Source organism: Bradyrhizobium sp. SZCCHNRI2009, assembly GCF_032485115.1.
GTDB lineage: Bacteria > Pseudomonadota > Alphaproteobacteria > Rhizobiales > Xanthobacteraceae > Bradyrhizobium.
Genome location: NZ_JAUEUH010000005.1, coordinates 200,518 through 221,487, shown reverse-complemented (window position 1 = coordinate 221,487; position 20,970 = coordinate 200,518). Strand labels below are relative to the sequence as shown.

The following is a 20,970-nucleotide window of genomic DNA, read 5'->3' as shown; positions in this document are numbered from 1 at the left end:
CATCAGTTGGTCGTCGATCGCCGCCGCGCCTTCCGCCGCTTTTTCACCGGGCTCTTCGTCTCGATATCGCTTCGCCGCAGCAGATAGTCCAATCCGCCGACGCGGTACCAGCGGTAGCCGTAGGGCTCGAGCACCAGGGTGTGGCGGCCGCGGTCGTCGGCCTGGCTGTGATCCTCCGACAGCAGATTGATCAGCAGCTTCCCGCCATCGTCCGGCAGTCCGGCATCGAAGCTGATCTCCCGCGGCTTCTCGTCGAGATTGTGCACGAACAGCACCGAGTTGTTGCGCCAGTCGTAGCGCATGATCAGCACGGCCGGATCCCTGGTCGCGATCACCTCGAAATCGCCCCAGCCGACTTCCGGCACCTCCTTGCGCATGCGGATGATGCGCTCGGTCCAGTTCAGCATGGAATTCGGATCACGCCGCTGCCGGGCGGCGTTGATGTGATCATAGCCATAGGGGCCGTGATCGATCACCGGAGACGCCGGCGCGTCGCTCTTGGTGAAGCCGCCATGCGGCTCGGTCGACCATTGCATCGGGGTGCGCGCGCAATTGCGCTCGGCCAGGCTGAGATCGTCGCCCATCGCGAGCTCGTCGCCATAGCGGATCACGGGCGTGCCGGGCAAGGTGAACATCAGGCTGTAGGCGAGCTCGATGCGGCGGCGGTCGCCGCCGAGCATCGGCGCCAGCCGCCGCCGAATGCCGCGATCGTACAACTGCATGTTCTTGTCCGGGCCGAACGCCGCGAACACCGCCGCGCGCTGCGGCTTGGTCAGGCGTCCCAGATCGAGCTCGTCGTGATTGCGCAGGAACAGGCCCCATTGCGCCGAGGCCGGCCGCGCCTTCGTCTGATAAAGCGCCTCGGCCAGCGGCCGCGTGTCGGAGGCCGCCAGCGCGTAGAACAGATGCTGGTTGACGTGAAAGTTGAACATCATGTGCATGCGGTCGCCGTCGTCGCCGAAATACTCCATGTCGGTTTCCGGCAGCACGTTGGCCTCGGCCAGGATGATCGCTTCGCCCTGGCGCCATTGCAGGAATTCGCGGAAGGTCCTGAGCATGTCGTACTGCTCGACCGGCTTCCTGACATCGGCGCCCTTGGCCGCGATCACGAACGGAACCGCGTCCATGCGGAAGCCGGAGACGCCGAGCTGGATCCAGAAGCCCATGATCTTCAGGATCTCTGCCTGCACCTCGGGATTGGAGGTGTTGAGATCGGGCTGGAAGTCGTAGAAGCGGTGGAAGTACCAGGCGCCCGATTCCTTGTCGCGGGTCCAGGTCGACTTCTGCACGCCGGGAAACACCATCCCCTTGTCGGCATTGGCCGGCTTCTTGTCCGACCAGACATACCAGTCGCGGTAGCGCGATTGCTTCGAGCTGCGGGCCTCGACGAACCAGGGATGCCGGTCGGAGGTGTGGTTGACGACGAGGTCGATGATCACGCGGATGCCGCGCTGCTTGCAGCCATGCGTGAACTGGACGAAATCACCGAGCGTGCCGTAGCGCGGGTCGACGCCGTAATAGTCGGCGACGTCGTAGCCGTCGTCGTGCTGCGGCGAGGGCTGGAACGGCATCAGCCAGATCGCGGTGATGCCGAGCCCGTGCAGATAGTCGAGCCGGCGCGTCAGCCCCTTGAAATCGCCGATGCCATCGCCGTCGGCGTCCATATAGGTGCCGACCGACAGACAGTAGAACACCGCATTCTTGTACCAGAGATCGTCGATCATGGACGGCGCCTCGTTGCGCCGCCCGGCCGGCGGCCGCTTGTTAAGCGGAAGGCCGGCGTCAGGTTCCGGTTCCCGGGTGATCGGCGGGCTTGGGCGACGCCTGGAATCGGTTATGCTGCGGCAATGGAATCGTCCGCCGCCAGGATCAGCCTCGTTCCCATCGACCGCCGCCAGTCCGAGACGGCGCTGGCGATCGCGCGCGGCACCTCGCGCCTGCTGCGCTCGCTCGGCTTTGCCACCATCAGCGAGCTGCCGCTGCCGTCGGGCCGTCGCGCCGACCTGGTGGCGCTGAACGAGCGCGGCGAGATCTGGATCGTCGAGATCAAGTCGTCGGTCGAGGATCTGCGCGCGGATCACAAATGGGAGGACTACCGTGCCCATTGCGACCGGCTGTTCTTCGCCTTCACGCAGGATCTGCCGTACGAGATCTTTCCGCAGGACACCGGCCTGATCGTCGCCGATGCCTATGGCGCCCACCTGCACTGCGAGGCGCCTGAGCACCGATTGCCGGCGCCGACGCGCAAGTTGATGACGGTACGCTTCGGGCTCGCGGCGGCGCAGCGGATCAACCGGCTGATCGACCCGCAGGGTCACGCGGACCTCTAGAGAATCCTCAAGTGCGCTCCACTGGACGGGATTTCCCCGCCTAGGTAGGTGACAGAGGCTCCGTCAGGTCACGAGTCTCGAGATGAGAGACATCAGCATCGCTGAGAGCCGATCCGCATCACCGCCGGCCTGGCCGATCGCCGGCAGGCATCGCCTTCAGAAATTGGCGGCGACGAGATCGTAGGAGCCCCGGCTGCCGCGGACATAGAGCCGGGCGGCGGCGGCGCAGATCCGCTCGCGGTTGGAATCGAATGCGGTCAGAAAGCCCGACTCGTCGGGGCGGGCGTCGGGCTGAAGGCGTCTCAACGCACCCTCGTCGACGAAGAACGACGCTTCCATCGCGCTGTCATAGCCCCAGAACCGTACGGCACGTCGCGTGCGGTCATAGGAGCGGCTGTGATTTGGAAACTCAATCATGTGTGTGACCGATCAGGTTCGGAGGACACCGCGGTGAGGGCGGACGTCATCCAAGGGGCGTCGTTCGGCAATGGTCGCCGGCGACAAAGGGGTTGCGCGCATCTCAATCGAAGGCCGACGGCAACTCACCGTGGCGGAAGAAGATCGTCGGCTCATCGTCATAGTCGCCCATGTCGGGATCGCCCGAGGATGAGAACGCGACGACGCCTGCCTTGCTGGACACCAGCCGTTCCGCAGTCCGGAGCGCGCTCGCTTCCGTCTTGCAGGCGATCGGCGTCTCGGCTTTCGCGCGTCCGCCCCGGCCGGCGCTGAACGCCTGAACGACATAGATCGTTTCGCGCGCCATGTTCTGTCCTTTGGGCTGTCTATCGGTCGGCCGCGTCGTCGCTGCTTGCGCGCGGCCTTGATTGCGCACGGCCTTGCGTGCGGGAGACCATCCAGACTGATGAGGACCGGAAATCCCCTAGCGCTTCTTCTTGTCGCTGGAAAAATCCGGCTGCCATGCTCCGGCCTTCTGACTCGGCGCTGCGGCAATGCTCTTGGGCTTTTCCTTCTTGGGTTTCTTGGCTTCGCGATTGCCTTTTTGCTGACCTTTGGCCATGTCGGTCTCCTCGACTCGGGTTGGAGCTGGTTCAACGCATCGGACGAGCGCCCCGTCGATCCTGCGTGCGCAGCGTCACTGCCGGTCGGCCGTCGTCCACCGGTTGCCGATGCGGGCGCCGCGGTGGTCGGATCTACGAATGCAGTGCGGCAACTGCGAGCGCGAGAAGGATCAGCAGAAGCGGCACGATAATGGGTGGAACGATCCACTCGCTCAGACGAAACTGCGGCATTGGCTACCCCTCGCGTGGTTTGCGGCGGGAGCGCTCGTGACCCTCAGTCACCGGTGAATGCCGTCGGAATGGCGGTGATCGCCATTGATACACCCTGGCTCCTGCAATAGCGAGCACCAAAGCGCAGCGACACGGTCCGATGACGCCACGCCGCTCATCACGTCGTGCTGATGAGAAAGCGGTGGCTATTGCCGGCCGCAAGGCGCATGCTTCGAAAGACTTCGAAGTCGCGACAGCGACAGCCGTTGCGAAAGGTAGGCGCAGATGAGCATCCGCTCGCGGCGCGAATTCGTCACATTCAAACACCCGTTCCGGATCAGGAGCATCGAGCGTCTCTTGCCCGAGGGCACCTACGAGGTGGTCACGGACGAGGAACTGATCGAGGGATTGTCCTTTGCTGCCTACCGCCGGGTTGCGACAATGATGATGGTCCCGGTCGCCGGTTCGCGCTCCGCTGCCGTCGAGATGCTGTCCATCAGCTCGGTCGATCTTGCAGACGCGCAGCGTGTCGACGCGAGTGCGTCGGATGACTGACGAGCCGCTCGATCTCGACAGGCACCGCGGGATGAGCGCGCAGAAGGCCGTGGACCTCCGTCGCGCGTTGGCAGAGGCCGAAAGTCATGCGCGGGAGCTGCGCGAGCGGCAGGCCGTTCTCGAGCAGCACCTGCTCGCCAACGCGGCCGAGTCGTGGCCGGAAGCCGCCGCGAAGGCGCGCTATCTCCTGAACATCTACGCCGCGAGCCTTGCGGAACAGGATACCAGGCATCGGGAGCTGATCGCTGCTGTCCTGGCCGATTTCTCCCGGCTGACGGGGGAGAGCTGACGTCGGGCCGGCGCATCGTGGCGCCTTCCAGATCCACCTGTGAATCCGCCCGCGCCCGATTCAGGACCGTTGCCAGCGCGCGACAACATCCGCTCGTCCCGGCCTCCTGGCAATTTCCCCGGCTCTGCCCGACAATTGCCCCGCATGGGGCGCAACATGCCGGAACATTTTTAAGGCTCGAGCGGTATCCAGCCCAGGGGTGCGGACAGGGACGACAGATGCGACGGGTGGTCTTGGCGTTGACACTGCTCTTCGCGACCGGAGTCCGCGCGGAGGAAATGGCGTTCTACGTCCTGGGCGTGGGCGCCGATTCCTGCGAGCGCTTCATCGCCGCCGCCGAGGAGCAGCCACCCGGCACCTACAAGGCCATCACCAGTGGCGACGGCCCCTACGTCAACGCCATCTCAAAATATCAGCAGTGGATGATGGGCTACGTGTCCGCCATCAACGCGGATCGCGGCGATGAGGGCCGGCAGATCAAGCTCGATCTGACCGAGGTCGACAGCTGGATGCGCAATTGGTGCAGCCGCAACCCGCGGCGCACCGTCTTCCATGCGTTGCAGGCGTTCGTGAAGTCGCATTGACCCGCGGCGAACAAAAAATCCGCCTATTTCGGTGCGCGCTTGGCGAGGATGCGCTGCAGGGTGCGGCGGTGCATGTTGAGCCGGCGCGCCGTTTCCGAGACGTTACGGTTGCACATCTCATAGATGCGCTGGATATGCTCCCAGCGGACACGGTCGGCCGACATCGGATTCTGCGGCAGCTCGGATTTTTCGCTGGTGGTCGACAGCAGCGCTGCAACGACGTCGTCGGCATCGGCCGGTTTGGCGAGATAGTCGACGGCGCCCATCTTCACCGCCGTCACGGCGGTGGCGATGTTGCCGTAGCCGGTCAGCACGATGGCGCGCGCTTCGGGACGCTTGCGCTTCAGCGCCGACACCACGTCGAGGCCGTTGCCGTCGCCCAGCCGGAGGTCGACCACGGCGAAGGCCGGCGCCGCCTTGCCGATCTGTGAAATACCTTCGGCGACGCTTTCGCAGGAGGTCACCGTGAAACCGCGGGTCTCCATGGCGCGCGACAGGCGCTCCAGGAACGGCTTGTCGTCCTCCACGATGAGGAGAGAGCGGTCCGGATGGTTCGTCAGTTCGGCGATGGCGCCCACGGTCATATCCTTGAGAAGAAGGCTCGATGGTTGCGAGACGATCTGGTCCATCCTCATATGGTCTGCCGAGTCGCCGCTGCCAAGATCGCGGGTTGCCGCAGTCTGCGGCGTGACGCCGCGCGGGGCCGGTGTGCTGTATGCCAGGACCACGCCGACGGCGGCTGCCCCGGAGGTTTCATTCCGGCTCCGCCTCGCCATCGTCGTCCTCGCTGGCCTCGAAGCGCCGCCGCGGCCAGACGATCTGGACCACGGCGCCATGGTCGGGGAAGGTGCGGTTGCTGAACGAGACCTTGGCTCCGGTCCGCTCCAGCAGGGTGCGGGCGATGAACACGCCGAGCCCGAGGCCGCCGCCCTGGTTACCTCCCGGGCCGTCCTCGGCGCTGGGCCGGCGTGACAGATAGGGCTCGCCGATCCGCTTCAGGATATCAGGCGCAAAGCCGGGGCCGTCGTCGGACACCACGATCTCGACCGTCTCGTTGTTCCACCAGGCGTTCACCTCGACGGCGTTGCGCGCGAAATCGACGGCGTTCTCCAGGATGTTGCCGACGCCATAGAGGATTGCGGGATTGCGCGAGCCGACCGGCTCCTTGGCCGCGGTGACCGCGACGCGCACCTTGATGTCGACGCCAAAGTCGCGATGCGGTGCGACCGTCTCCTCGATCAAGGTCGACAGCTTCATCCGGTCGTACATCGACCCGATCGAGGACAGCTGGGTGATCTTGCCGAGAATGTCGCGGCAGCGCTGCGCCTGCTCGCGCAGGGTCTTGATGTCGGAGGTGACCTGGCTGTTGTCCTGCAGGGCGCGCTCCAACTCGCGCGAGATCAGCACGATCGTCGCGAGCGGGGTGCCCAGCTCGTGCGCGGCGGCCGCCGCGAGGCCGTCGAGCTGGGTGAGGTGCTGCTCGCGCGCCAGCACCAGCTCGGTCGCCGCCAACGCGTCCGACAGCTTGCGCGCCTCCTCGGTCACCTGGAACGCATAGAGGCTGGTGACCCCGATCGCGAGCGCGATCGAGAGCCAGACACCGAACAGATAGATCGGCGGGAAGATCAGCGGCTCCTCGCCTTCCCACGGCAGCGGCAGATGCATGAAGAACAAGGCGGTGGCGCAGGTGACGGCGAGCAGGCCGAGCATGATCGTCAGGCGGACGGGGAGGGCGGTCGCCGAGATCAGCACCGGGGCGAGGAACATGTAGGAGAAGGGATTCTCCAGCCCGCCGGTGAGATAGAGCAGCACCGTCAGCTCGATGATGTTGAGCGCGAGCAGGCCGCCGGCGTGGGCCGGCTCCAGCAACTGCATCGGGTTGAAGGCGATCTGCAGGCCGAGATTGAGCAGCGCCGAGATGCTGATCACCGCGAGACAGGGCACCACTGGCAGGTCGAACTCCAGGCCCTGCACCACGATGAAGATCGCGCTCAATTGACCGAGCGCGGCCAGCCAGCGCAGCCGCAGGATGGTGTCGAGCCGGACGCGCTGTCGCGGATGGCGATAGTCGGTGTCGGGCGTGTCGATGATCAGGGCGTCGTCGGTCATGACGGGAACCTAATGCCGCGCAAGCACGGCGACAAATCTGGCCCGCCGTTGGTGGCCTGTTGCGGTTTGCGGCACAATGCCTCAATGAACCCCTCCCATGACGCAAGATGACGCAGTGCCGACCCTCTCATCCGATTCCAGCTCGGTTTCCCCCGCGATTGCCGTGTCGCGGCTGACCAAGGTCTACAAGACGACGACCGCTGTCGACGGCGTCTCGTTTGCGATCCGCCGGGGCAGCATCACCGGGCTGCTCGGCGGCAACGGTGCCGGCAAGACCACGACGATTGCGATGATCATGGGGCTGGTGCAGCCGACCTCGGGCGAGGTCGCCGTGCTCGGCCACAGGATGCCGGACGAGGCTGCGGCCGTGCTGGGGCGGATGAATTTCGAGAGCCCCTATGTCGACATGCCGATGCGGCTCACGGTGCGGCAGAACCTCACCATCTTCGGCCGACTCTATGCAGTGGACCACCTCAAGGAGCGGATCGCCGAGCTCGCGGCGCAGCTCGACCTGAGCGACTTCATCGATCGGGCCAATGGCAAGCTCTCGGCCGGGCAGAAGACCCGCGTGGCGCTGGCGAAGGCGCTGATCAACGATCCCGAGCTGCTGCTGCTGGATGAGCCGACGGCCTCGCTCGATCCCGACACCGCCGACTGGGTGCGCGGCCATCTTGAGCGATACCGACAGCGCCGCGGCGCCACCATCCTGCTCGCCTCCCACAACATGCTCGAGGTCGAGCGTCTATGCGACCGCGTCATCATCATGAAGCGCGGCCGCATCGAGGACGACGACAGCCCGGCGCAGATCATGGCGCGCTACAACCGCTCGACGCTCGAGGAGGTCTTTCTCGACGTCGCCCGCGGCCGCAACCGGGAGGCGGCGCAATGAACGATCTTTCGCTCCGCATCGCCCCGCACCGGATCTGCGCGATGATCCTGCGCTACTGGTATCTACTGCTGTCGTCCTGGCCGCGGCTGCTGGAGCTGATGTACTGGCCGACCTTGCAGATCATCACCTGGGGGTTTCTGCAGACCTACATCGCCGCCAATGCCGGCTTCTTCGCCCGCGCCGGCGGCACCCTGATCGGCGCGGTGATCCTGTGGGACATCCTGTTCCGCGGACAGCTCGGCTTCTCGATCTCCTTCCTGGAGGAGATGTGGGCGCGCAACATCGGCAACCTGATGATGAGTCCGCTGACCCCGATCGAATTCCTGCTGGCGCTGATGACGATGAGCCTGATCCGGCTGGCCATCGGCATCATTCCGATGACCCTGATCGCGGTCTGGTTCTTCGACTTCAACTTCTACAGCATCGGCCTGCCGCTGATCGCCTTCTTCTGCAACCTGATCTTCACCTCCTGGGCGGTCGGCATCTTCGTGTCGGGGCTGGTGCTGCGCAACGGGCTCGGCGCCGAAAGCATCGTCTGGACACTGATGTTCGCGCTGATGCCGCTGGCCTGCGTGTACTATCCCGTTCAGGTGCTGCCGCACTGGCTGCAACTGGTTGCCTGGTCCCTGCCGCCAACCTACGTGTTCGAGGGCATGCGCGCGCTGCTGGCGGATCACGTCTTCCGGTCCGACCTGATGCTGACCGCGCTCGGGCTCAATGCCGCCCTGCTGCTGGCGTCGTTTGCGGCATTCATTGCTCTCTTGCGCAGCGCACGCCGCGCCGGCTCGCTGCTGGCGTCAGGGGAATAATTGCGCTTTTCCCGTGGATTTCCGGGCTTTTTCGTCGCTTTGAGGCACCTTCTCGTACACCACCGCATTGACGCATAATTACGCATTCGGCAGTATGCTGCGCTGCAGAGAGGTTGAACGAGAATGCCGATAGGTGAGTTTGGCGGTGCACCGCCCCTGGCGTCGGAAGGCAGTCCGGTCCTGACGACGCCGATGTACTGGATGTACGAAATGGCGCATGCCTCGCTCAATCCGGCGCGCGCCGTCACCGACGCCACCAAGATCCTGTTTCAGAATCCGCTCAATCCCTGGGCCCACACCCAGATGGGCAAATCGGTCGCGGCGGCCTGCGAACTGTTCGAGCGCACCACACGCCGCTACGGCAAGCCCGAATGGGGACTCGACGAGACCGAGGTCAACGGCATCCGGACCCCGGTCGAGGTCCGCTCGATCTGGGAAAAGCCGTTCTGCAGGCTGCTCTATTTCGACCGCAAGCTGACCCGCCCCTTGCGCGCGCCGCAGCCCCGGCTGCTGATCGTGGCGCCGATGTCCGGCCATTACGCGACCCTGTTGCGCGGCACGGTGGAAGCGTTCCTGCCGACCCACGAGGTCTATATCACCGATTGGTCCGATGCGCGGATGGTCCCGCTGGCCGAAGGCCGCTTCGATCTCGACGACTACATCGACTATGTCATCGAGATGCTGCGCTTTCTCGGCACCAACATGCACGTCATGGCGGTGTGCCAGCCGGCGGTGCCGGTGCTGGCGGCGGTCTCGGTCATGGAGGCCGAGCGTGACCCGTTTGCGCCGATCTCGATGACCTTGATGGGCGGCCCCATCGACACCAGGCGCAACCCCACCGGCGTGAACAATCTCGCCCAGGAGCGCGGCATCGACTGGTTCCGCAACCACGTCATCACCAAGGTGCCGTTCCCGCATCCGGGCGTGATGCGCGACGTCTATCCGGGCTTCCTACAGCTGAACGGCTTCATCAGCATGAATCTCGACCGCCATGTCGACGCCCACAAGGCGCTGTTCGCCAACCTGGTGAAGGGCGATGGCGATCAGGTCGACAAGCATCGCGACTTCTACGACGAGTATCTCGCCGTCATGGACCTGGCTGCGGAATATTACTTGCAGACGGTGGAGACGGTGTTCATCAAGCACGCGCTGCCGAAGGGCGAGATGACCCATCGCGGCACCCTGGTCGATCCGTCGAAGGTTACGCGTGTGGCGTTGATGACGGTCGAAGGCGAGAAGGACGATATCTCCGGTCTCGGTCAGACCGAGGCGACGCACGGACTCTGCTCGTCGATCCCGGATCACCGCCGGGTTCACTACGTGCAACCGGGTGTCGGTCACTACGGCGTGTTCAACGGCTCGCGATTCAAGTCGGAGATCGTGCCGCGCATCAACGATTTCATGTTGTCGGCAGCCGATCCGAAGTCGCTGCTCGCCATTGCGGCTGAATGAGCGAAGACGATGGTCACCGCGCATCCGAATCCGGCTGCGCGGTAACCCTTTGAAGGGACGGTCGAAACCGAAACTCAGGAGTGACTCAAGCAGTGAATGTGGCGTCGCTTCTTGAGCGATGCTTTTGAATCTGAATTCATGTTTTCGGGGGCGCGCGAGGCCCAACTGCTAGGGTGCGGAACCTTCTGAACCCCTGTATGTTGGGCAAATGATTTGTTTTTGCGCCGAGCGCTTTCCCTGGCGGTGGATATGGCAAAATCCGGGCGAGCTCTTACCCCCCGGACTGACAGAAATGGCCACTCGCGCGCTACTCTATCGGCGGCCCGCCGAACCCTCGCGTCTTCTCGTCAAGCATGGCTCGCAAATCTACTCGATTAGATTGCGGCGTCACCGTCGTGCGCGACGTTATACCCTGAGAATTCATCCGTCGGATCGCGAGGCGATCCTCACGATGCCGCCGCGCGGCACCATCATCGAGGCGAAAGACTTCGCGCAGCGTCACGGCGCCTGGATCGCAGCCCGTCTAGGACGTCTGCCGAAGGCGGCGCCGTTCCTGCCGGGCACGTTGGTGCCGCTTCGCGGCGTGCCGCACAAGATCGTGCATCGCGCGGGCGAACGCGGCACGGTGTGGACCGAGACGCGAGACAGTGGCGAGAAGATCCTGTGCGTGGCCGGCGGGATCGAGCACACTGAACGCCGCGTGCTCGACTTCCTGAAGCGCGAGGCGCGCCGCGACCTGCAGAAGGCGGCCGACGCCTATGCCGAGCAGCTTGGCGTCAAGGTCAAGCGGCTGTCGATCCGCGACCAGTCCAGCCGCTGGGGCTCGTGCACCTCGGCCGGCTCGCTGTCGTTCTCGTGGCGCCTGATCCTGGCGCCGCCCTTCGTGCTCGATTATCTCGCCGCGCACGAGGTCGCGCATCTGATCGAGATGAACCACTCGCCGCGGTTCTGGAAGGTGTGTGGCCGGATCTGCGCCTCGGTCGAGCGCGCCAAGAAGTGGCTCGACACCTGCGGCAACGACCTGCATCGCTACGGCATCGACGATTGAGGTATCGACGACGGACCGCTCGACGATGTGAATCCCAATGGCCCGGCCGTCTGGTCCGGGCCATTTCTTCGTCGGGTTCCAATCTGCAACGATGAACTCAGAACCCGCCTGCGGACTATCGAATTCTTAAGCCTTCTCGCCTGCAGTCGGAGGATATTGCCCAATTCGGCGGCGCTTTAACGTGGCTGTAACGCTGCGCTCGCCAGATTTACCGCAATCAAACCCAAGGTGACGTCCCAGCGAGCTGCCGGGTCGTTCGCTGCAACCAAAGCGCAGATCGTTTCTCTCGAAACGTGCAGCGCGCCTCGAATCGAACGATGCTTGCAAGCGAGTTCCAACCGGCCGCATCCACACAATTGCTCTCGGCCGCGCTCGACGGTGTTTCCGAGGCGATTCTCTTTCTCGACGCGCAGGGCCACGTCCAGCACGCCAATCGGGCGGCGTCGGTGCTGCTGCGGCGTGAGCCGGCCGCTCTGGTCGGCGCCGACCTCGAAAGTCTGGGTCTGCCCGCGGATCTGATCCCGGCGATCGCGTGCGACGAGACGACCGACGCGCAGCAGGAGGCGGACCAGTCCGACGCCCGCGAAATGACGATGCGCCATGCCGACGGCGGGTGGACCCGCCTCCGCCTGTCGCTGTGCGCGCTCCCGCCGGGCCGGGAGGATCAGCCGGTCCGTTCGCTGCTGTTCATTCGTGACGTGACCACCGAAGTCGACATGCGCGAGCGCAATGCGCTGCTGACGTCGGTCGCCGACCGGACCAACCGGGCCGTCATCGTCACCGATCGCGATCTCAACGTCCTCTACACCAACGCCGCCTTTGCCAGCCTGTTCGGCTACGCGCCTGAACAGGCGATCGGGCGCCGCGCCGAGGAGCTGCTGATCGGCCCCTGCACCGATCCCGCCATCGTCGACCGGCTGAGACAATGCCTCGAGGACGACCGTGGCATCGAAGAGGACGTGCTGGTCTACGACAAGGACGGCCGCGAGATCTGGACGACCGCCTATGTCAAGGCGCACCGGACCAAGCGGGGCAAGGTCAGATATCTGTTCGGGCTGCTCACGGACATCCGGGAGACCAAGCAGTTGCGCTCGCTGCAGCAGTTGATCATGGCGTCGCTGGCGTCCGACGTTTCGATCACGACCATCGCCGATCAGCTGTGCCGCCGGGTCGAAGAGCTCGCTCCGGACGCCGTCTGCTCGATCCTGCACGTCGATTCCGATGGGCACGTACATCCGCTCGGCGGCCCCAGCCTGCCGCCCGCTTATTCGGCCAGCCTCGACGGCGTCGCGATCGGGCCGGACGTCGGCTCCTGCGGCACCGCCGCCTATCTCTGCGAGCCGGTGCTGTCGCACGACATCGATAATGATCCGCGTTGGCAACCCTACAAGGCCGGCCCGCTCGCCGCCGGCCTGCGTGCCTGCTGGTCGTCGCCCATCAAGGGTAAGGATGGCCGCGTCATCGGCACCTTTGCCTTCTACTTCCGTGAATGCCGCGGCCCCAGTCCCTGGCACGAGCAGATCGTCGCCGCCTGCGTCCAGCTCGGTGCGCTCGCCATCGAGCGCCAGGAGGTCCGCTCGACGATCTCACAGGTCGCCTATCACGACATGCTGACGGGCCTGCCGAACCGGGCCCGCATCCCGTCGCTGATCGCCGAAGCCATCAAGGCGTGTCCGGACGGCGGACACGTCGCCGTGGCCTTCCTCGACGCCGACAATTTCAAGGACGTCAACGACACGCTGGGCCATGCCGCCGGTGACGAGTTCCTGGTCGGCTTCGCCAACCGCCTGCGAGCGCAGATCCGCCCCGGCGACATGCTGGGCCGGCTCGGCGGCGACGAGTTCGTGATCGTGCTGCAGAACCGCGATGCCCTGGAAGCCTCGCTCGCGGCCGCGCGCATCACCGCCGCGCTGGCGATGCCGCTGACGATCGGCAAGCGCCAGGTGCCGATGTCGGCGAGCATGGGGCTCAGCCTCTATCCTGATAATGCCAAGGACATCGAGACCCTGATCAAGCAGGCCGACGCGGCGATGTACAAGGCCAAGCGCGGCGGCCGGGCGACCTACCGCTTCTTCAGCGCCGACATCGACAAGCTCGCCGAAGAACGGCTGATGCATTCGACCGCGCTGCGCGAGGCGATCGCCAGCGAGGCCCTGACATTGCACTATCAGCCGCAGATCCGCACCCGCGACGGCGCGATCCACGGCGTGGAAGCGCTGGCGCGCTGGCACGATCCGGTGCTCGGCGAGGTCTCGCCCGCCAAGTTCATTCCGCTCGCCGAGGAATGCGGCCTGATCGAGCAGATCGGCGTGTGGTCGATCAAGCTGGCCTGCCAGCAGATGGCGTCGTGGCGGCGTGCCGGTCTCGACATCCCCTGCATCTCGGTGAACCTGTCGCCGATCAACTTCCAGAACGTCAACCTGGCGGCGATGGTGGCGCAGATCCTGGCCGCCAACGACCTGCCGGCGAAGATGCTGATGCTGGAGATCACCGAGGGCGTCATCCTCAACGAGCGCGCCACCGTGATCGCGACCATGAACGAACTGCGCAACATGGGCGTCGGCCTGTCGCTGGACGATTTCGGCACCGGCTATTCGAGCCTGAGCCGACTGGCCCAGCTGCCGATCGACGAGCTGAAGATCGATCGCAGCTTCATGCGCGATTTCGAGAACGACAGCGGCACGCGGGCGATCGTGACCGCGGTCGTGCGTGTTGGCCAGAGCCTCGACGTGGCGGTGGTCGCCGAAGGTGTCGAGACCGAGCCGCAGCGCAAGCTGCTGGCCGAGCTCGGTTGCGATGCAATGCAGGGCTTCCTGTTCGCGCGGCCGATGGCCGCCAGCGCCTTCAGCCGCTGGCTGCTGGACTACAGCGCGCTGCGGGCGAGCCTGATGCTGCGGCAGATCGGGCGCAAACTGGCTCGAGCGTCCGGCGCGGCAACGGCCGAGCCGGCAGCGCGTCCCATCGCCGCAGCCGCCAGCTGAGAAGGGCGCATCCCCTCGCGGATGCGCCTCTCACCTCATCTTCGCCGGCTCAGCGCTTTCCACCGAACAATCGATCCACCAGCCAGCCGTCGAGGCCCGCGGCGGCTTCCGGCCGCGCGTTGCCGCGGCTCGGCGGCGCCGAGCGTGCGCTCGGTGCCGGCGCGGATGGCGCCGTGATCTGCGAGGCGATCTGCGCCAGGGTCGGGACCAGGCCCGAGCCCTGCGCGTTCGGCAGCGCCGCGACCGGCACGCCCTGATGCGCTGATCGCATGAAGCGGGTCCAGACCTCGACGGGCAGGCCGCCGCCGGTCGCCTTCTTGGTCGGCGAGTTGTCGTCATTGCCGAGCCAGACGCCGGTGACGAGATGCGCGGTGTAGCCGATGAACCAGGCGTCGCGGAAATCCTGGCTGGTGCCGGTCTTGCCGGCAGCGATCCAGCCCGGGATCTCCGCCTTCTTCGCGGTGCCGGAGATCAGCGTCTCCTGCATCATCTGATTCATCATCGCCGCGTTGCGCGGCTCGATCACCTGCACCGGCTGCTCGGTCTGGCGCATGTAGAGCAGCTTGCCGTCGAGCGTCCTGATCCGCGTCACCACATGCGGCGAGACGGTGAGGCCGCCATTGGAGAACGGCGCGTAGGCGCCGACCAGCTCGATCATCGACACCTCGGAGGTGCCGAGCGCGATCGACGGGTTGGGATCGAGCTTGGAGGCGATGCCGAGCCGGTGTGCGGTCCGCACCACGTTCTTCGGTCCGACCTCGAGGCCGACGCGCACCGCGACCGTGTTGAGCGACATCGCCAGCGCCTGGGTCAGCGTCACCGGGCCGAAATATTCGCGGGTGTAGTTCTCCGGCTTCCAGCCCTTCAGATCGAGCGGCGCGTCCTGGCGGACCGTGTCCGGCGTCAGGCCCTGCTCGATCGCGGTGAGATAGACGAACGGCTTGAACGCCGAGCCGGGCTGGCGTTTGGCGGTTACGGCGCGGTTGAACTGGCTGTCGGCATAGTTGCGACCGCCGACCATGGCGCGCACGGCGCCGTCGGGGGTCATCGCCACCAGCGCGCCCTGGCTGACGTTGAACTTGACGCTCTTCGCCGCGAGCTCGTCGATGATGGCCGCTTCCGCCACGCTCTGCAGCTTCGGATCGATCGTGGTCTCCACCACGATCGACTCCTCGACTTGGCCGACGAGGTCGTCGAGCACCTCGCCGATCCAGTCGGCGACGTAGTTGATGGTGCCGGCGCCGGCCGGCTTCACCGCGACGGATGGATGCGCGATCTGGGCCTGCGCCTGGGCCTCGGTGATGAACTTGGCCTCCGCCATCGCCGCCAGCACGGTCTGGGCGCGCTTGGCCGCGCCCTCCGGGTTGCGGTTCGGCGCCAGCCGCGACGGCGACTTGACGAGACCTGCGAGCATCGCGGCTTCGCCGATCGTCACCTGCCGCGCCGACTTGCCGAAATAGCGCTGCGCTGCGGCCTCGACGCCGTAGGCGCCCGAGCCGAAATAGACCCGGTTGAGATACAGCTCGAGGATCTCGCGCTTGGAATATTTGCGCTCCAGCCACAGCGCCAGCTCCGCCTCCTGCAGCTTGCGCGCCAGCGTGCGCTCCTGGGTCAGGAACAGGTTCTTGGCGAGCTGCTGCGTCAGGGTCGAGCCGCCCTGCGACACGCCGCGATGCAGGATGTTGGCGACGACGGCGCGGGCGATGCCGATCGGGTCGATGCCGAAATGCTGGTAGAAGCGGCGGTCCTCGATGGCGATGAACGCCTTCGGCAGATAGGGCGGCAGATCCTTCAGCGCGACGTTGGCGCCGGCCATCTCGCCGCGCTGCGCCAGCATGGTGCCGTCATAGCCCACGATCTCGATCGTCGGCGGCCGCTTGGGGATCTCCAGCGATTGGATCGGCGGCAGATGCGCGCCGGCCCAGATCACGACGCCGACCAGCGCGATCACGCCCCACAGGCCGCAGACCAGCGCCCAGTAGAACATGCGCCCGATCGACATTCCCCAGCGCGACTTGCCACGTCTCGGCTTTGGTTTCGGTGTCGAGGCCTTCGGCTCGCGCGCCGGCACATCGTCCTCGTCGTCGGGCTCGACCGGCCTTTTCTTTGCAGTCTTTGCAACTGACTTCTTGGGCGTGTCGTCGGAGGGAATGCGATCCTTGGGGCCGAGGCGCAGATCGGCCATCGCGGCCGCAAGACCGAATCGCGGCTCCTTGCGTCCGCCGCCCTGTTTCCGTCCCCGCGCCATACGCAACCCGAGCCCGCGACCCCGCCGTCCGACCACGGTAACGTCCGGAGTTTAAGGGGCAGTTAGAAAGACCTTAACGCGCGATTAGGAGTTTCGCGCCGCTAACGCCGCGTTATGGTTAAGCCAAGGTAAACAACAACAGGCGAGGGAGTTCATGGGCCATATCGATCCCACCAAGGAGGTGTTCGCGCAGTTTCGGGAGAACGACCGCCCGGGGCCGATCCACATGCTGAACCTGGTGCGGCTGCGCGGGGAGGCAGCCTATCCCGATGGACGCAAGGTCAGCGGCGCGGAAGCCTATGCCGCCTATGGCCGCGAGAGCGGCCCGGTGTTCGAGCGCCTCGGCGGCCGCATCGTCTGGCAGGGCCGCTTCGAGCTGATGCTGATCGGTCCGCAGGACGAACGTTGGGACCACTGTTTCATCGCCGAATATCCGAGCGTGCAGGCCTTCGTCGAGATGATCCGCGATCCCGTCTATCGCGAGGCGGTGAAGCATCGCCAGGCGGCGGTCGAAGACTCGCGCCTGATCCGCCACGCCGTGCTGCCGGTGAGCAAGAACTTTGGCGAGGTGCCAGCGGTGTAAGTCTGACTACACCAGCAAGATTGGTAGTTCCCAGTCGCCAAGCAAAAGGTACGTTCCCTCCCCCTGTGTGGGGGAGGGCTAGGGAGAGGGGGCGCTCCGGGCGACCGTCTCCGTGGCTACTCCCTCCCCAACCCTCCCCCACAAGGGGGGAGGGAGCGCGGCAGTGGGCTGGGTGAGAGCGAATGCTGATCCAGTGACGCTTGCACGACACATAAGTTTATGCTTATGTGTTGGCATGATCGAGAGTGACATCTTCAGGGCCCTGGCTGATCCGACGCGATACGCGATCTTCGAGAAGCTGGCGAACGGCAGCATGAATGCCAGCGCGCTTCGCGAGGGTCTGACGATCAGCCAGCCGGCGATGTCCCAGCACCTCGCGGTTCTCCGAAGCGCGGGATTGGTGAGGGAAGAACGGCAGGGTCGCTTCGTCAACTATGAGGTCGATCCGGAGGGCCTGGCGCAGATCGCGCGCTGGCTGGCGAAGTACCGTGCCTACTGGCCGTCGCGGGTCGATGCGTTGAAGGCCGTGCTGAAGGACATGGACCAATGACCGATATCAAGGCTGACCTGCAGAGCGACGATCTGGTGCTCGACTACGAACTGGACGCGCCGCCGGAGAAGGTCTGGCGTGCCATCAGCATTCCTGCGCTGCGCGAGAACTGGCTGCCGCGCGGCGACCTCGCCGATGCTGCGCCAATCTCCGCGACGCCCGGCGAAGAAGTCCGCTACCGGATGCGCGACCACGAACCGCCGTTCCTGGAGAGCATCGTGACGTTCCAGGTCATGCCCAATGCCGAGGGCGGCACCAGGCTCAGAATCATTCACGGGTTGGTCGCCACGACGCTGATGCGGCGGACGCCGTCGGCGGCGAACAGCAACAGGCGCAGCCTGATGCGCGCGGCCTGATTCTCCAAGTCACCGACACCTCACTGAAACCGGGAGCTCGCGCATGCGCGACACGATGCAACTCGTCCCTATGGTCATCGAGCAGTCGAGCCGGGGAGAGCGATCCTTCGACATCTATTCGCGGCTGCTGCGCGAGCGGATCGTCTTCCTCAACGGCGAGGTCAACGATACGGTCTCCGCCCTGGTCTGCGCGCAACTGCTTTTCCTCGAGGCGGAGAACCCAAAGCGGCCGATCCATCTCTACATCAATTCACCCGGCGGCGTGATCACCAGCGGCCTGGCGATGTATGACACGATGCAATTCGTCAAAGCACCGGTGCACACGCTCTGCATGGGAACGGCGCGTTCGATGGGCTCGTTTCTTCTGATGGCGGGAGAGCCGGGCGAGCGGACGGCGCTGCCCAATGCAAGCCTTCACGTCCATCAGCCGCTCGGCGGCTTTCAGGGCCAGGCGTCCGACATCCTGATTCACGCGAGGGAGATGGAGCAGACCAAGCACCGCATGATCAGGCTCTACGCCGAGCATTGCGGGCGCAGCTATGAGGACGTCGAGCGCACCCTGGATCGCGATCACTTCATGACCGCGGACGAAGCCTTGCAGTGGGGCTTGATCGACCGCGTCGTCAAGCAACGCGACCTGGGTGACGTCATCAACGACTGATACTCCCTCGACGCGGCGGCGGATCCTGCCGCAACAGCCGTCGTTACCCGCGATGCGGTCGAATGACCGTCGGCGAGCGCACGCAGCGGCGAACGGGCGCAACCCGTGCCGCAATGCAGAACGGGGCCGCGCCATCGCGCAGCCCCGTACCATCGATGTTGACCGCGTCATTCCGGGGCGATGCGCAGCATCGAACCCGGACTCTCGAGATTTCCCGGTTCGTCGCTGTCGCGACGCCCTGGAACGACGTCGAGTGCAGCTAGCCCGCCGCGCCCTTGTCCTCCAGGATCGGGCCGAACAGCTCCCAGCGCTCGCCGTTGAACTTCATCATCTGCAGTTGCTTGTTGACGCGATAGTCGGTCGGCGAGGTGTTGATCTTCATTCCCGGTAGCGAGAAGTCGCCGGTTACATCCTTCAGCGACGCCGCCTGCTTCATGACGTTCTCGTGCGTCAGGTTGTCGCCGCACATCTGCAGCACGGTGACCAGGAGCTGCGCGGTCGAATAGCCGTAGGTGTTGAAGTTCGAGTTCTTGTCACCCTCGGGATAATACTTGGCCATGAAATCGAAATAGCGCTTCAGGCCCGGATCGTCCTTCCACTGCGGGTCGAGCGGATCCTTGCCGTAGTTGACGGAGATGACGCCCTTGGCAGCGTCGAGGCCCGCAGGCTGCATGACCGCGCCGACCGAGGTCGCGTTGATGTCGACAATGTGCACGGGGTGCCAATCGAGCTCATGGAGCTTCTTGATCGCCTGCGCGGCTTGTTTCGGCGTCGCGGCCGAGAACAACAGGTCGGCTCCCGCCGACTTGATCTTCAGGATCTGCGAGTCGATGGTCGGATCGGAAACCTCGTAGGAGGCTTCGGACACGATCATCGTCGACGCCTTGTCGCCGAGGCCGGCCTTGATGCCGTTCAGGTAGTCCTTGCCGAGATCGTCATTCTGATAGAGCACGCCGATCTTGGCGTTGGGATGCTCCTTCAGAATATACTGGCCGTAGATGCGGCCCTCGGTGAAGTAGTTGGGATTGTACCCCATGGTCCACGGGAAGTTCTTGGGGTCCGTGAACTTGGTGGCGCCGGTGGCGGCGAACAACTGCGGCACCTTCTTGGCGTTGAGGTATTTCTGGACCGCGGCGTTGGACGGCGTGCCGATGATCTGGAAGGTCAGCAGAACTCCGTCGTCCTCGACCAGCTTGCGGACCTGCTCGACGGCCTTGGGCGGCGAATAGGCGTCGTCATACTGGATCAGCTTGATCTTGCGGCCGTTGATGCCGCCCTGCTCGTTGATCATGTTGAAATAGGCGGCCTGGGTCTTGCCGATCGAGGCATAGGCCGAGGCGGGACCCGAGAACGGCACGGTCTGGCCGATCTTGATCTCGGTGTCGGAGGCGCCGGGGTCGTACTTCTTCTGGGCCGAGGCTGACGTGACGGAGAGGGTGACGGCCAAAGCGGCCGCCCCTGCAAGACGGAAATATCCCTGTCGCATGGGGTCTATCGTTCCTCCTGATTTGTTATGCGGCTGGTCTGCCCGACCGGGGCGCCATCGCTGGGAGGGAGTGTGGAGGAAGGGCTGGGCGGACGCAAGGCGAGGGGAGCACGGGTGCGGCGGTTCCGTCGATGTCGCTATGATGAGCCCAACTGGCTCAACAAGTTCGGTGTCGTCCCGGCCAAGCCCGGCGTCGCGCAGCGACGTCGGGCGCAGAGCCGGGATCCATGGCCACAGGCCGTCGTGTGGCTACGGCTCGGAGTGGCGATCCTGCCCCAAAACGCTGCCTGGGATTATGGGCCCCGGATCGGCGCCGCGACGCGCTTGTGCGCGTCACGGCTTGTCCGGGACGACACAGAGGATGGAGATACAGCCCGGCTCAGCCCGCGAGCCAAACCAGCACCAGGCCGATCGTGGCCGGCACGCTCTGGATGAACAGGATCTTGCGGCTGGCGGTGGCGGCGCCATAGAGCCCGGCGACGAGCACGCAGAGCAGGAAGAAGATCTTGATCTGGAACGCGAAGGCCGGCGTCGGGTGCGCCAGGCCCCAGAACAGGCCGGCGGCGAGGAAGCCGTTGTAGAGGCCCTGATTGGCGCCGAGCACCTTGGTCTGCTCCGCGCGCTCCGGCGTGTTGTTGAACGCTCTCAAGCCGGCCGGTTTGGTCCAGAGAAACATCTCGAGTACCAGAATGTAGACGTGCAGCAGGCCGATCAGCCCGACGACGATGCCTGCAATCAATGCCATGGTTCGGCTCCCCCAAGCCTGCGTGGGCCGGCGCTGGTGCCGGTCCCCTCGTTCAAATCGAGCTCC

The 20,970-nt window shown here is 65.2% G+C and carries 22 protein-coding genes; 13 read left to right on the top strand and 9 right to left on the bottom strand.

Going from position 1 to position 20,970, the window contains the following annotated elements; genetic code table 11:
- Positions 1–2: 2 nt before the first annotated feature.
- Positions 3–1,724, bottom strand: coding sequence for an alpha-amylase family protein (locus QX041_RS19410; RefSeq protein WP_316166294.1), 1,722 nt, complete (start codon positions 1,722–1,724; stop codon positions 3–5).
- Positions 1,725–1,847: 123 nt separating this feature from the next.
- Between QX041_RS19410 and QX041_RS19405 the strand changes: the two genes are divergently transcribed.
- A complete protein-coding gene (locus QX041_RS19405) occupies positions 1,848–2,330 on the top strand; it encodes an MmcB family DNA repair protein (protein ID WP_316166292.1) in 483 nt (160 codons plus the stop codon).
- A gap of 156 nt (positions 2,331–2,486) precedes the next feature.
- Here the strand turns inward: QX041_RS19405 and QX041_RS19400 are convergent, their stop codons facing one another.
- The 3 genes from QX041_RS19400 to QX041_RS19390 form a co-directional block, all read right to left on the bottom strand.
- Positions 2,487–2,747 (bottom strand): DUF1488 domain-containing protein, encoded by a 261-nt coding sequence (locus QX041_RS19400; protein WP_315715133.1) that lies wholly within the window; start codon positions 2,745–2,747, stop codon positions 2,487–2,489.
- Positions 2,748–2,850: 103 nt separating this feature from the next.
- The gene (locus QX041_RS19395; RefSeq protein WP_315751895.1) at positions 2,851–3,093 is read right to left on the bottom strand and encodes a hypothetical protein; all 243 of its coding nucleotides are present in this window, start codon (positions 3,091–3,093) and stop codon (positions 2,851–2,853) included.
- A 117-nt stretch (positions 3,094–3,210) separates the two neighbouring features.
- Positions 3,211–3,348 carry a hypothetical protein gene (locus QX041_RS19390; RefSeq protein ID WP_172115158.1) on the bottom strand — a complete coding sequence of 46 codons (138 nt, stop codon included), beginning with the start codon at positions 3,346–3,348 and terminating at the stop codon, positions 3,211–3,213.
- 496 nt (positions 3,349–3,844) lie between these two features.
- Here QX041_RS19390 and QX041_RS19385 point away from each other — a divergent pair, with 496 nt between their 5' ends.
- The 3 genes from QX041_RS19385 to QX041_RS19375 all read left to right on the top strand — a co-directional run bounded on the left by QX041_RS19385 (position 3,845) and on the right by QX041_RS19375 (position 4,987).
- Positions 3,845–4,114, top strand: coding sequence for a hypothetical protein (locus tag QX041_RS19385; protein WP_172115156.1), 270 nt, complete (start codon positions 3,845–3,847; stop codon positions 4,112–4,114).
- Positions 4,107–4,403, top strand: coding sequence for a hypothetical protein (locus tag QX041_RS19380; protein WP_315751896.1), 297 nt, complete (start codon positions 4,107–4,109; stop codon positions 4,401–4,403). Before QX041_RS19385 ends, QX041_RS19380 begins: the two co-directional genes overlap by 8 nt.
- 218 nt (positions 4,404–4,621) lie before the next feature.
- Positions 4,622–4,987, top strand: coding sequence for a hypothetical protein (locus QX041_RS19375; RefSeq protein WP_315715136.1), 366 nt, complete (start codon positions 4,622–4,624; stop codon positions 4,985–4,987).
- 23 nt (positions 4,988–5,010) lie between these two features.
- Here the strand turns inward: QX041_RS19375 and QX041_RS19370 are convergent, their stop codons facing one another.
- Together QX041_RS19370 and QX041_RS19365 are read right to left on the bottom strand one after the other, a co-directional pair.
- Complete coding sequence (locus QX041_RS19370; RefSeq protein WP_315715137.1) at positions 5,011–5,565, bottom strand: ActR/PrrA/RegA family redox response regulator transcription factor; 555 nt, start codon at positions 5,563–5,565, stop codon at positions 5,011–5,013.
- A 175-nt stretch (positions 5,566–5,740) separates the two neighbouring features.
- On the bottom strand, positions 5,741–7,096 hold the full coding sequence (locus QX041_RS19365) for an ActS/PrrB/RegB family redox-sensitive histidine kinase (protein ID WP_315715138.1): 1,356 nt from the start codon (positions 7,094–7,096) through the stop codon (positions 5,741–5,743).
- Positions 7,097–7,193: 97 nt separating this feature from the next.
- Here QX041_RS19365 and QX041_RS19360 point away from each other — a divergent pair, with 97 nt between their 5' ends.
- The 5 genes from QX041_RS19360 to QX041_RS19340 all read left to right on the top strand — a co-directional run bounded on the left by QX041_RS19360 (position 7,194) and on the right by QX041_RS19340 (position 14,275).
- Entirely contained in the window at positions 7,194–7,985 is a 792-nt protein-coding gene (locus QX041_RS19360) for an ABC transporter ATP-binding protein (RefSeq protein WP_315715139.1), read from the top strand.
- Positions 7,982–8,794, top strand: a complete 813-nt coding sequence (locus QX041_RS19355) for an ABC transporter permease (RefSeq protein WP_316166291.1) — start codon at positions 7,982–7,984, stop codon at positions 8,792–8,794. Before QX041_RS19360 ends, QX041_RS19355 begins: the two co-directional genes overlap by 4 nt.
- Before the next feature lie 123 nt (positions 8,795–8,917).
- Entirely contained in the window at positions 8,918–10,246 is a 1,329-nt protein-coding gene (locus QX041_RS19350; RefSeq protein ID WP_315715141.1) for a polyhydroxyalkanoate depolymerase, read from the top strand.
- A 208-nt stretch (positions 10,247–10,454) separates the two neighbouring features.
- Positions 10,455–11,294, top strand: coding sequence for a SprT family zinc-dependent metalloprotease (locus QX041_RS19345; RefSeq protein WP_315715142.1), 840 nt, complete (start codon positions 10,455–10,457; stop codon positions 11,292–11,294).
- A 317-nt stretch (positions 11,295–11,611) separates the two neighbouring features.
- Positions 11,612–14,275: an EAL domain-containing protein gene (locus tag QX041_RS19340; RefSeq protein ID WP_316166290.1), complete on the top strand. Its 2,664-nt coding sequence runs from the start codon at positions 11,612–11,614 to the stop codon at positions 14,273–14,275.
- A 49-nt stretch (positions 14,276–14,324) separates the two neighbouring features.
- Here QX041_RS19340 and QX041_RS19335 read toward each other — a convergent pair whose 3' ends face one another.
- Positions 14,325–16,523 (bottom strand): penicillin-binding protein 1A, encoded by a 2,199-nt coding sequence (locus tag QX041_RS19335; protein ID WP_316166289.1) that lies wholly within the window; start codon positions 16,521–16,523, stop codon positions 14,325–14,327.
- Positions 16,524–16,677: 154 nt separating this feature from the next.
- Between QX041_RS19335 and QX041_RS19330 the strand changes: the two genes are divergently transcribed.
- From QX041_RS19330 to QX041_RS19315, 4 genes are all read left to right on the top strand, one after another.
- Positions 16,678–17,106, top strand: a complete 429-nt coding sequence (locus QX041_RS19330) for a DUF1330 domain-containing protein (RefSeq protein ID WP_316166287.1) — start codon at positions 16,678–16,680, stop codon at positions 17,104–17,106.
- Positions 17,107–17,341: 235 nt separating this feature from the next.
- Positions 17,342–17,656, top strand: a complete 315-nt coding sequence (locus QX041_RS19325) for a metalloregulator ArsR/SmtB family transcription factor (RefSeq protein WP_315715146.1) — start codon at positions 17,342–17,344, stop codon at positions 17,654–17,656.
- Positions 17,653–18,012, top strand: coding sequence for an SRPBCC domain-containing protein (locus tag QX041_RS19320; RefSeq protein WP_315715147.1), 360 nt, complete (start codon positions 17,653–17,655; stop codon positions 18,010–18,012). Before QX041_RS19325 ends, QX041_RS19320 begins: the two co-directional genes overlap by 4 nt.
- 43 nt (positions 18,013–18,055) lie before the next feature.
- Positions 18,056–18,673, top strand: a complete 618-nt coding sequence (locus tag QX041_RS19315; protein WP_315715148.1) for an ATP-dependent Clp protease proteolytic subunit — start codon at positions 18,056–18,058, stop codon at positions 18,671–18,673.
- 259 nt (positions 18,674–18,932) lie between these two features.
- On the opposite strand, the gene QX041_RS19310 is transcribed toward QX041_RS19315, so the two are convergent.
- Together QX041_RS19310 and QX041_RS19305 are read right to left on the bottom strand one after the other, a co-directional pair.
- Positions 18,933–20,159 carry an ABC transporter substrate-binding protein gene (locus QX041_RS19310; protein WP_315715149.1) on the bottom strand — a complete coding sequence of 409 codons (1,227 nt, stop codon included), beginning with the start codon at positions 20,157–20,159 and terminating at the stop codon, positions 18,933–18,935.
- A 379-nt stretch (positions 20,160–20,538) separates the two neighbouring features.
- Complete coding sequence (locus QX041_RS19305; protein WP_315825557.1) at positions 20,539–20,904, bottom strand: DUF1304 domain-containing protein; 366 nt, start codon at positions 20,902–20,904, stop codon at positions 20,539–20,541.
- Positions 20,905–20,970 lie beyond the last annotated feature (66 nt).

What these genes read in the sequence shown, in the direction of transcription:
- QX041_RS19410 (WP_316166294.1), bottom strand. Translation starts at nt 1,724, where the DNA reads ATGATCGACGATCTCTGGTACAAGAATGCGGTGTTCTACTGTCTGTCG.
- QX041_RS19405 (WP_316166292.1), top strand. Translation starts at nt 1,848, where the DNA reads ATGGAATCGTCCGCCGCCAGGATCAGCCTCGTTCCCATCGACCGCCGC.
- QX041_RS19400 (WP_315715133.1), bottom strand. Translation starts at nt 2,747, where the DNA reads ATGATTGAGTTTCCAAATCACAGCCGCTCCTATGACCGCACGCGACGT.
- QX041_RS19395 (WP_315751895.1), bottom strand. Translation starts at nt 3,093, where the DNA reads ATGGCGCGCGAAACGATCTATGTCGTTCAGGCGTTCAGCGCCGGCCGG.
- QX041_RS19390 (WP_172115158.1), bottom strand. Translation starts at nt 3,348, where the DNA reads ATGGCCAAAGGTCAGCAAAAAGGCAATCGCGAAGCCAAGAAACCCAAG.
- QX041_RS19385 (WP_172115156.1), top strand. Translation starts at nt 3,845, where the DNA reads ATGAGCATCCGCTCGCGGCGCGAATTCGTCACATTCAAACACCCGTTC.
- QX041_RS19380 (WP_315751896.1), top strand. Translation starts at nt 4,107, where the DNA reads ATGACTGACGAGCCGCTCGATCTCGACAGGCACCGCGGGATGAGCGCG.
- QX041_RS19375 (WP_315715136.1), top strand. Translation starts at nt 4,622, where the DNA reads ATGCGACGGGTGGTCTTGGCGTTGACACTGCTCTTCGCGACCGGAGTC.
- QX041_RS19365 (WP_315715138.1), bottom strand. Translation starts at nt 7,096, where the DNA reads ATGACCGACGACGCCCTGATCATCGACACGCCCGACACCGACTATCGC.
- QX041_RS19360 (WP_315715139.1), top strand. Translation starts at nt 7,194, where the DNA reads ATGACGCAAGATGACGCAGTGCCGACCCTCTCATCCGATTCCAGCTCG.
- QX041_RS19355 (WP_316166291.1), top strand. Translation starts at nt 7,982, where the DNA reads ATGAACGATCTTTCGCTCCGCATCGCCCCGCACCGGATCTGCGCGATG.
- QX041_RS19350 (WP_315715141.1), top strand. Translation starts at nt 8,918, where the DNA reads ATGCCGATAGGTGAGTTTGGCGGTGCACCGCCCCTGGCGTCGGAAGGC.
- QX041_RS19345 (WP_315715142.1), top strand. Translation starts at nt 10,455, where the DNA reads ATGATTTGTTTTTGCGCCGAGCGCTTTCCCTGGCGGTGGATATGGCAA.
- QX041_RS19340 (WP_316166290.1), top strand. Translation starts at nt 11,612, where the DNA reads ATGCTTGCAAGCGAGTTCCAACCGGCCGCATCCACACAATTGCTCTCG.
- QX041_RS19335 (WP_316166289.1), bottom strand. Translation starts at nt 16,523, where the DNA reads ATGGCGCGGGGACGGAAACAGGGCGGCGGACGCAAGGAGCCGCGATTC.
- QX041_RS19330 (WP_316166287.1), top strand. Translation starts at nt 16,678, where the DNA reads ATGGGCCATATCGATCCCACCAAGGAGGTGTTCGCGCAGTTTCGGGAG.
- QX041_RS19325 (WP_315715146.1), top strand. Translation starts at nt 17,342, where the DNA reads ATGATCGAGAGTGACATCTTCAGGGCCCTGGCTGATCCGACGCGATAC.
- QX041_RS19320 (WP_315715147.1), top strand. Translation starts at nt 17,653, where the DNA reads ATGACCGATATCAAGGCTGACCTGCAGAGCGACGATCTGGTGCTCGAC.
- QX041_RS19315 (WP_315715148.1), top strand. Translation starts at nt 18,056, where the DNA reads ATGCGCGACACGATGCAACTCGTCCCTATGGTCATCGAGCAGTCGAGC.
- QX041_RS19310 (WP_315715149.1), bottom strand. Translation starts at nt 20,159, where the DNA reads ATGCGACAGGGATATTTCCGTCTTGCAGGGGCGGCCGCTTTGGCCGTC.
- QX041_RS19305 (WP_315825557.1), bottom strand. Translation starts at nt 20,904, where the DNA reads ATGGCATTGATTGCAGGCATCGTCGTCGGGCTGATCGGCCTGCTGCAC.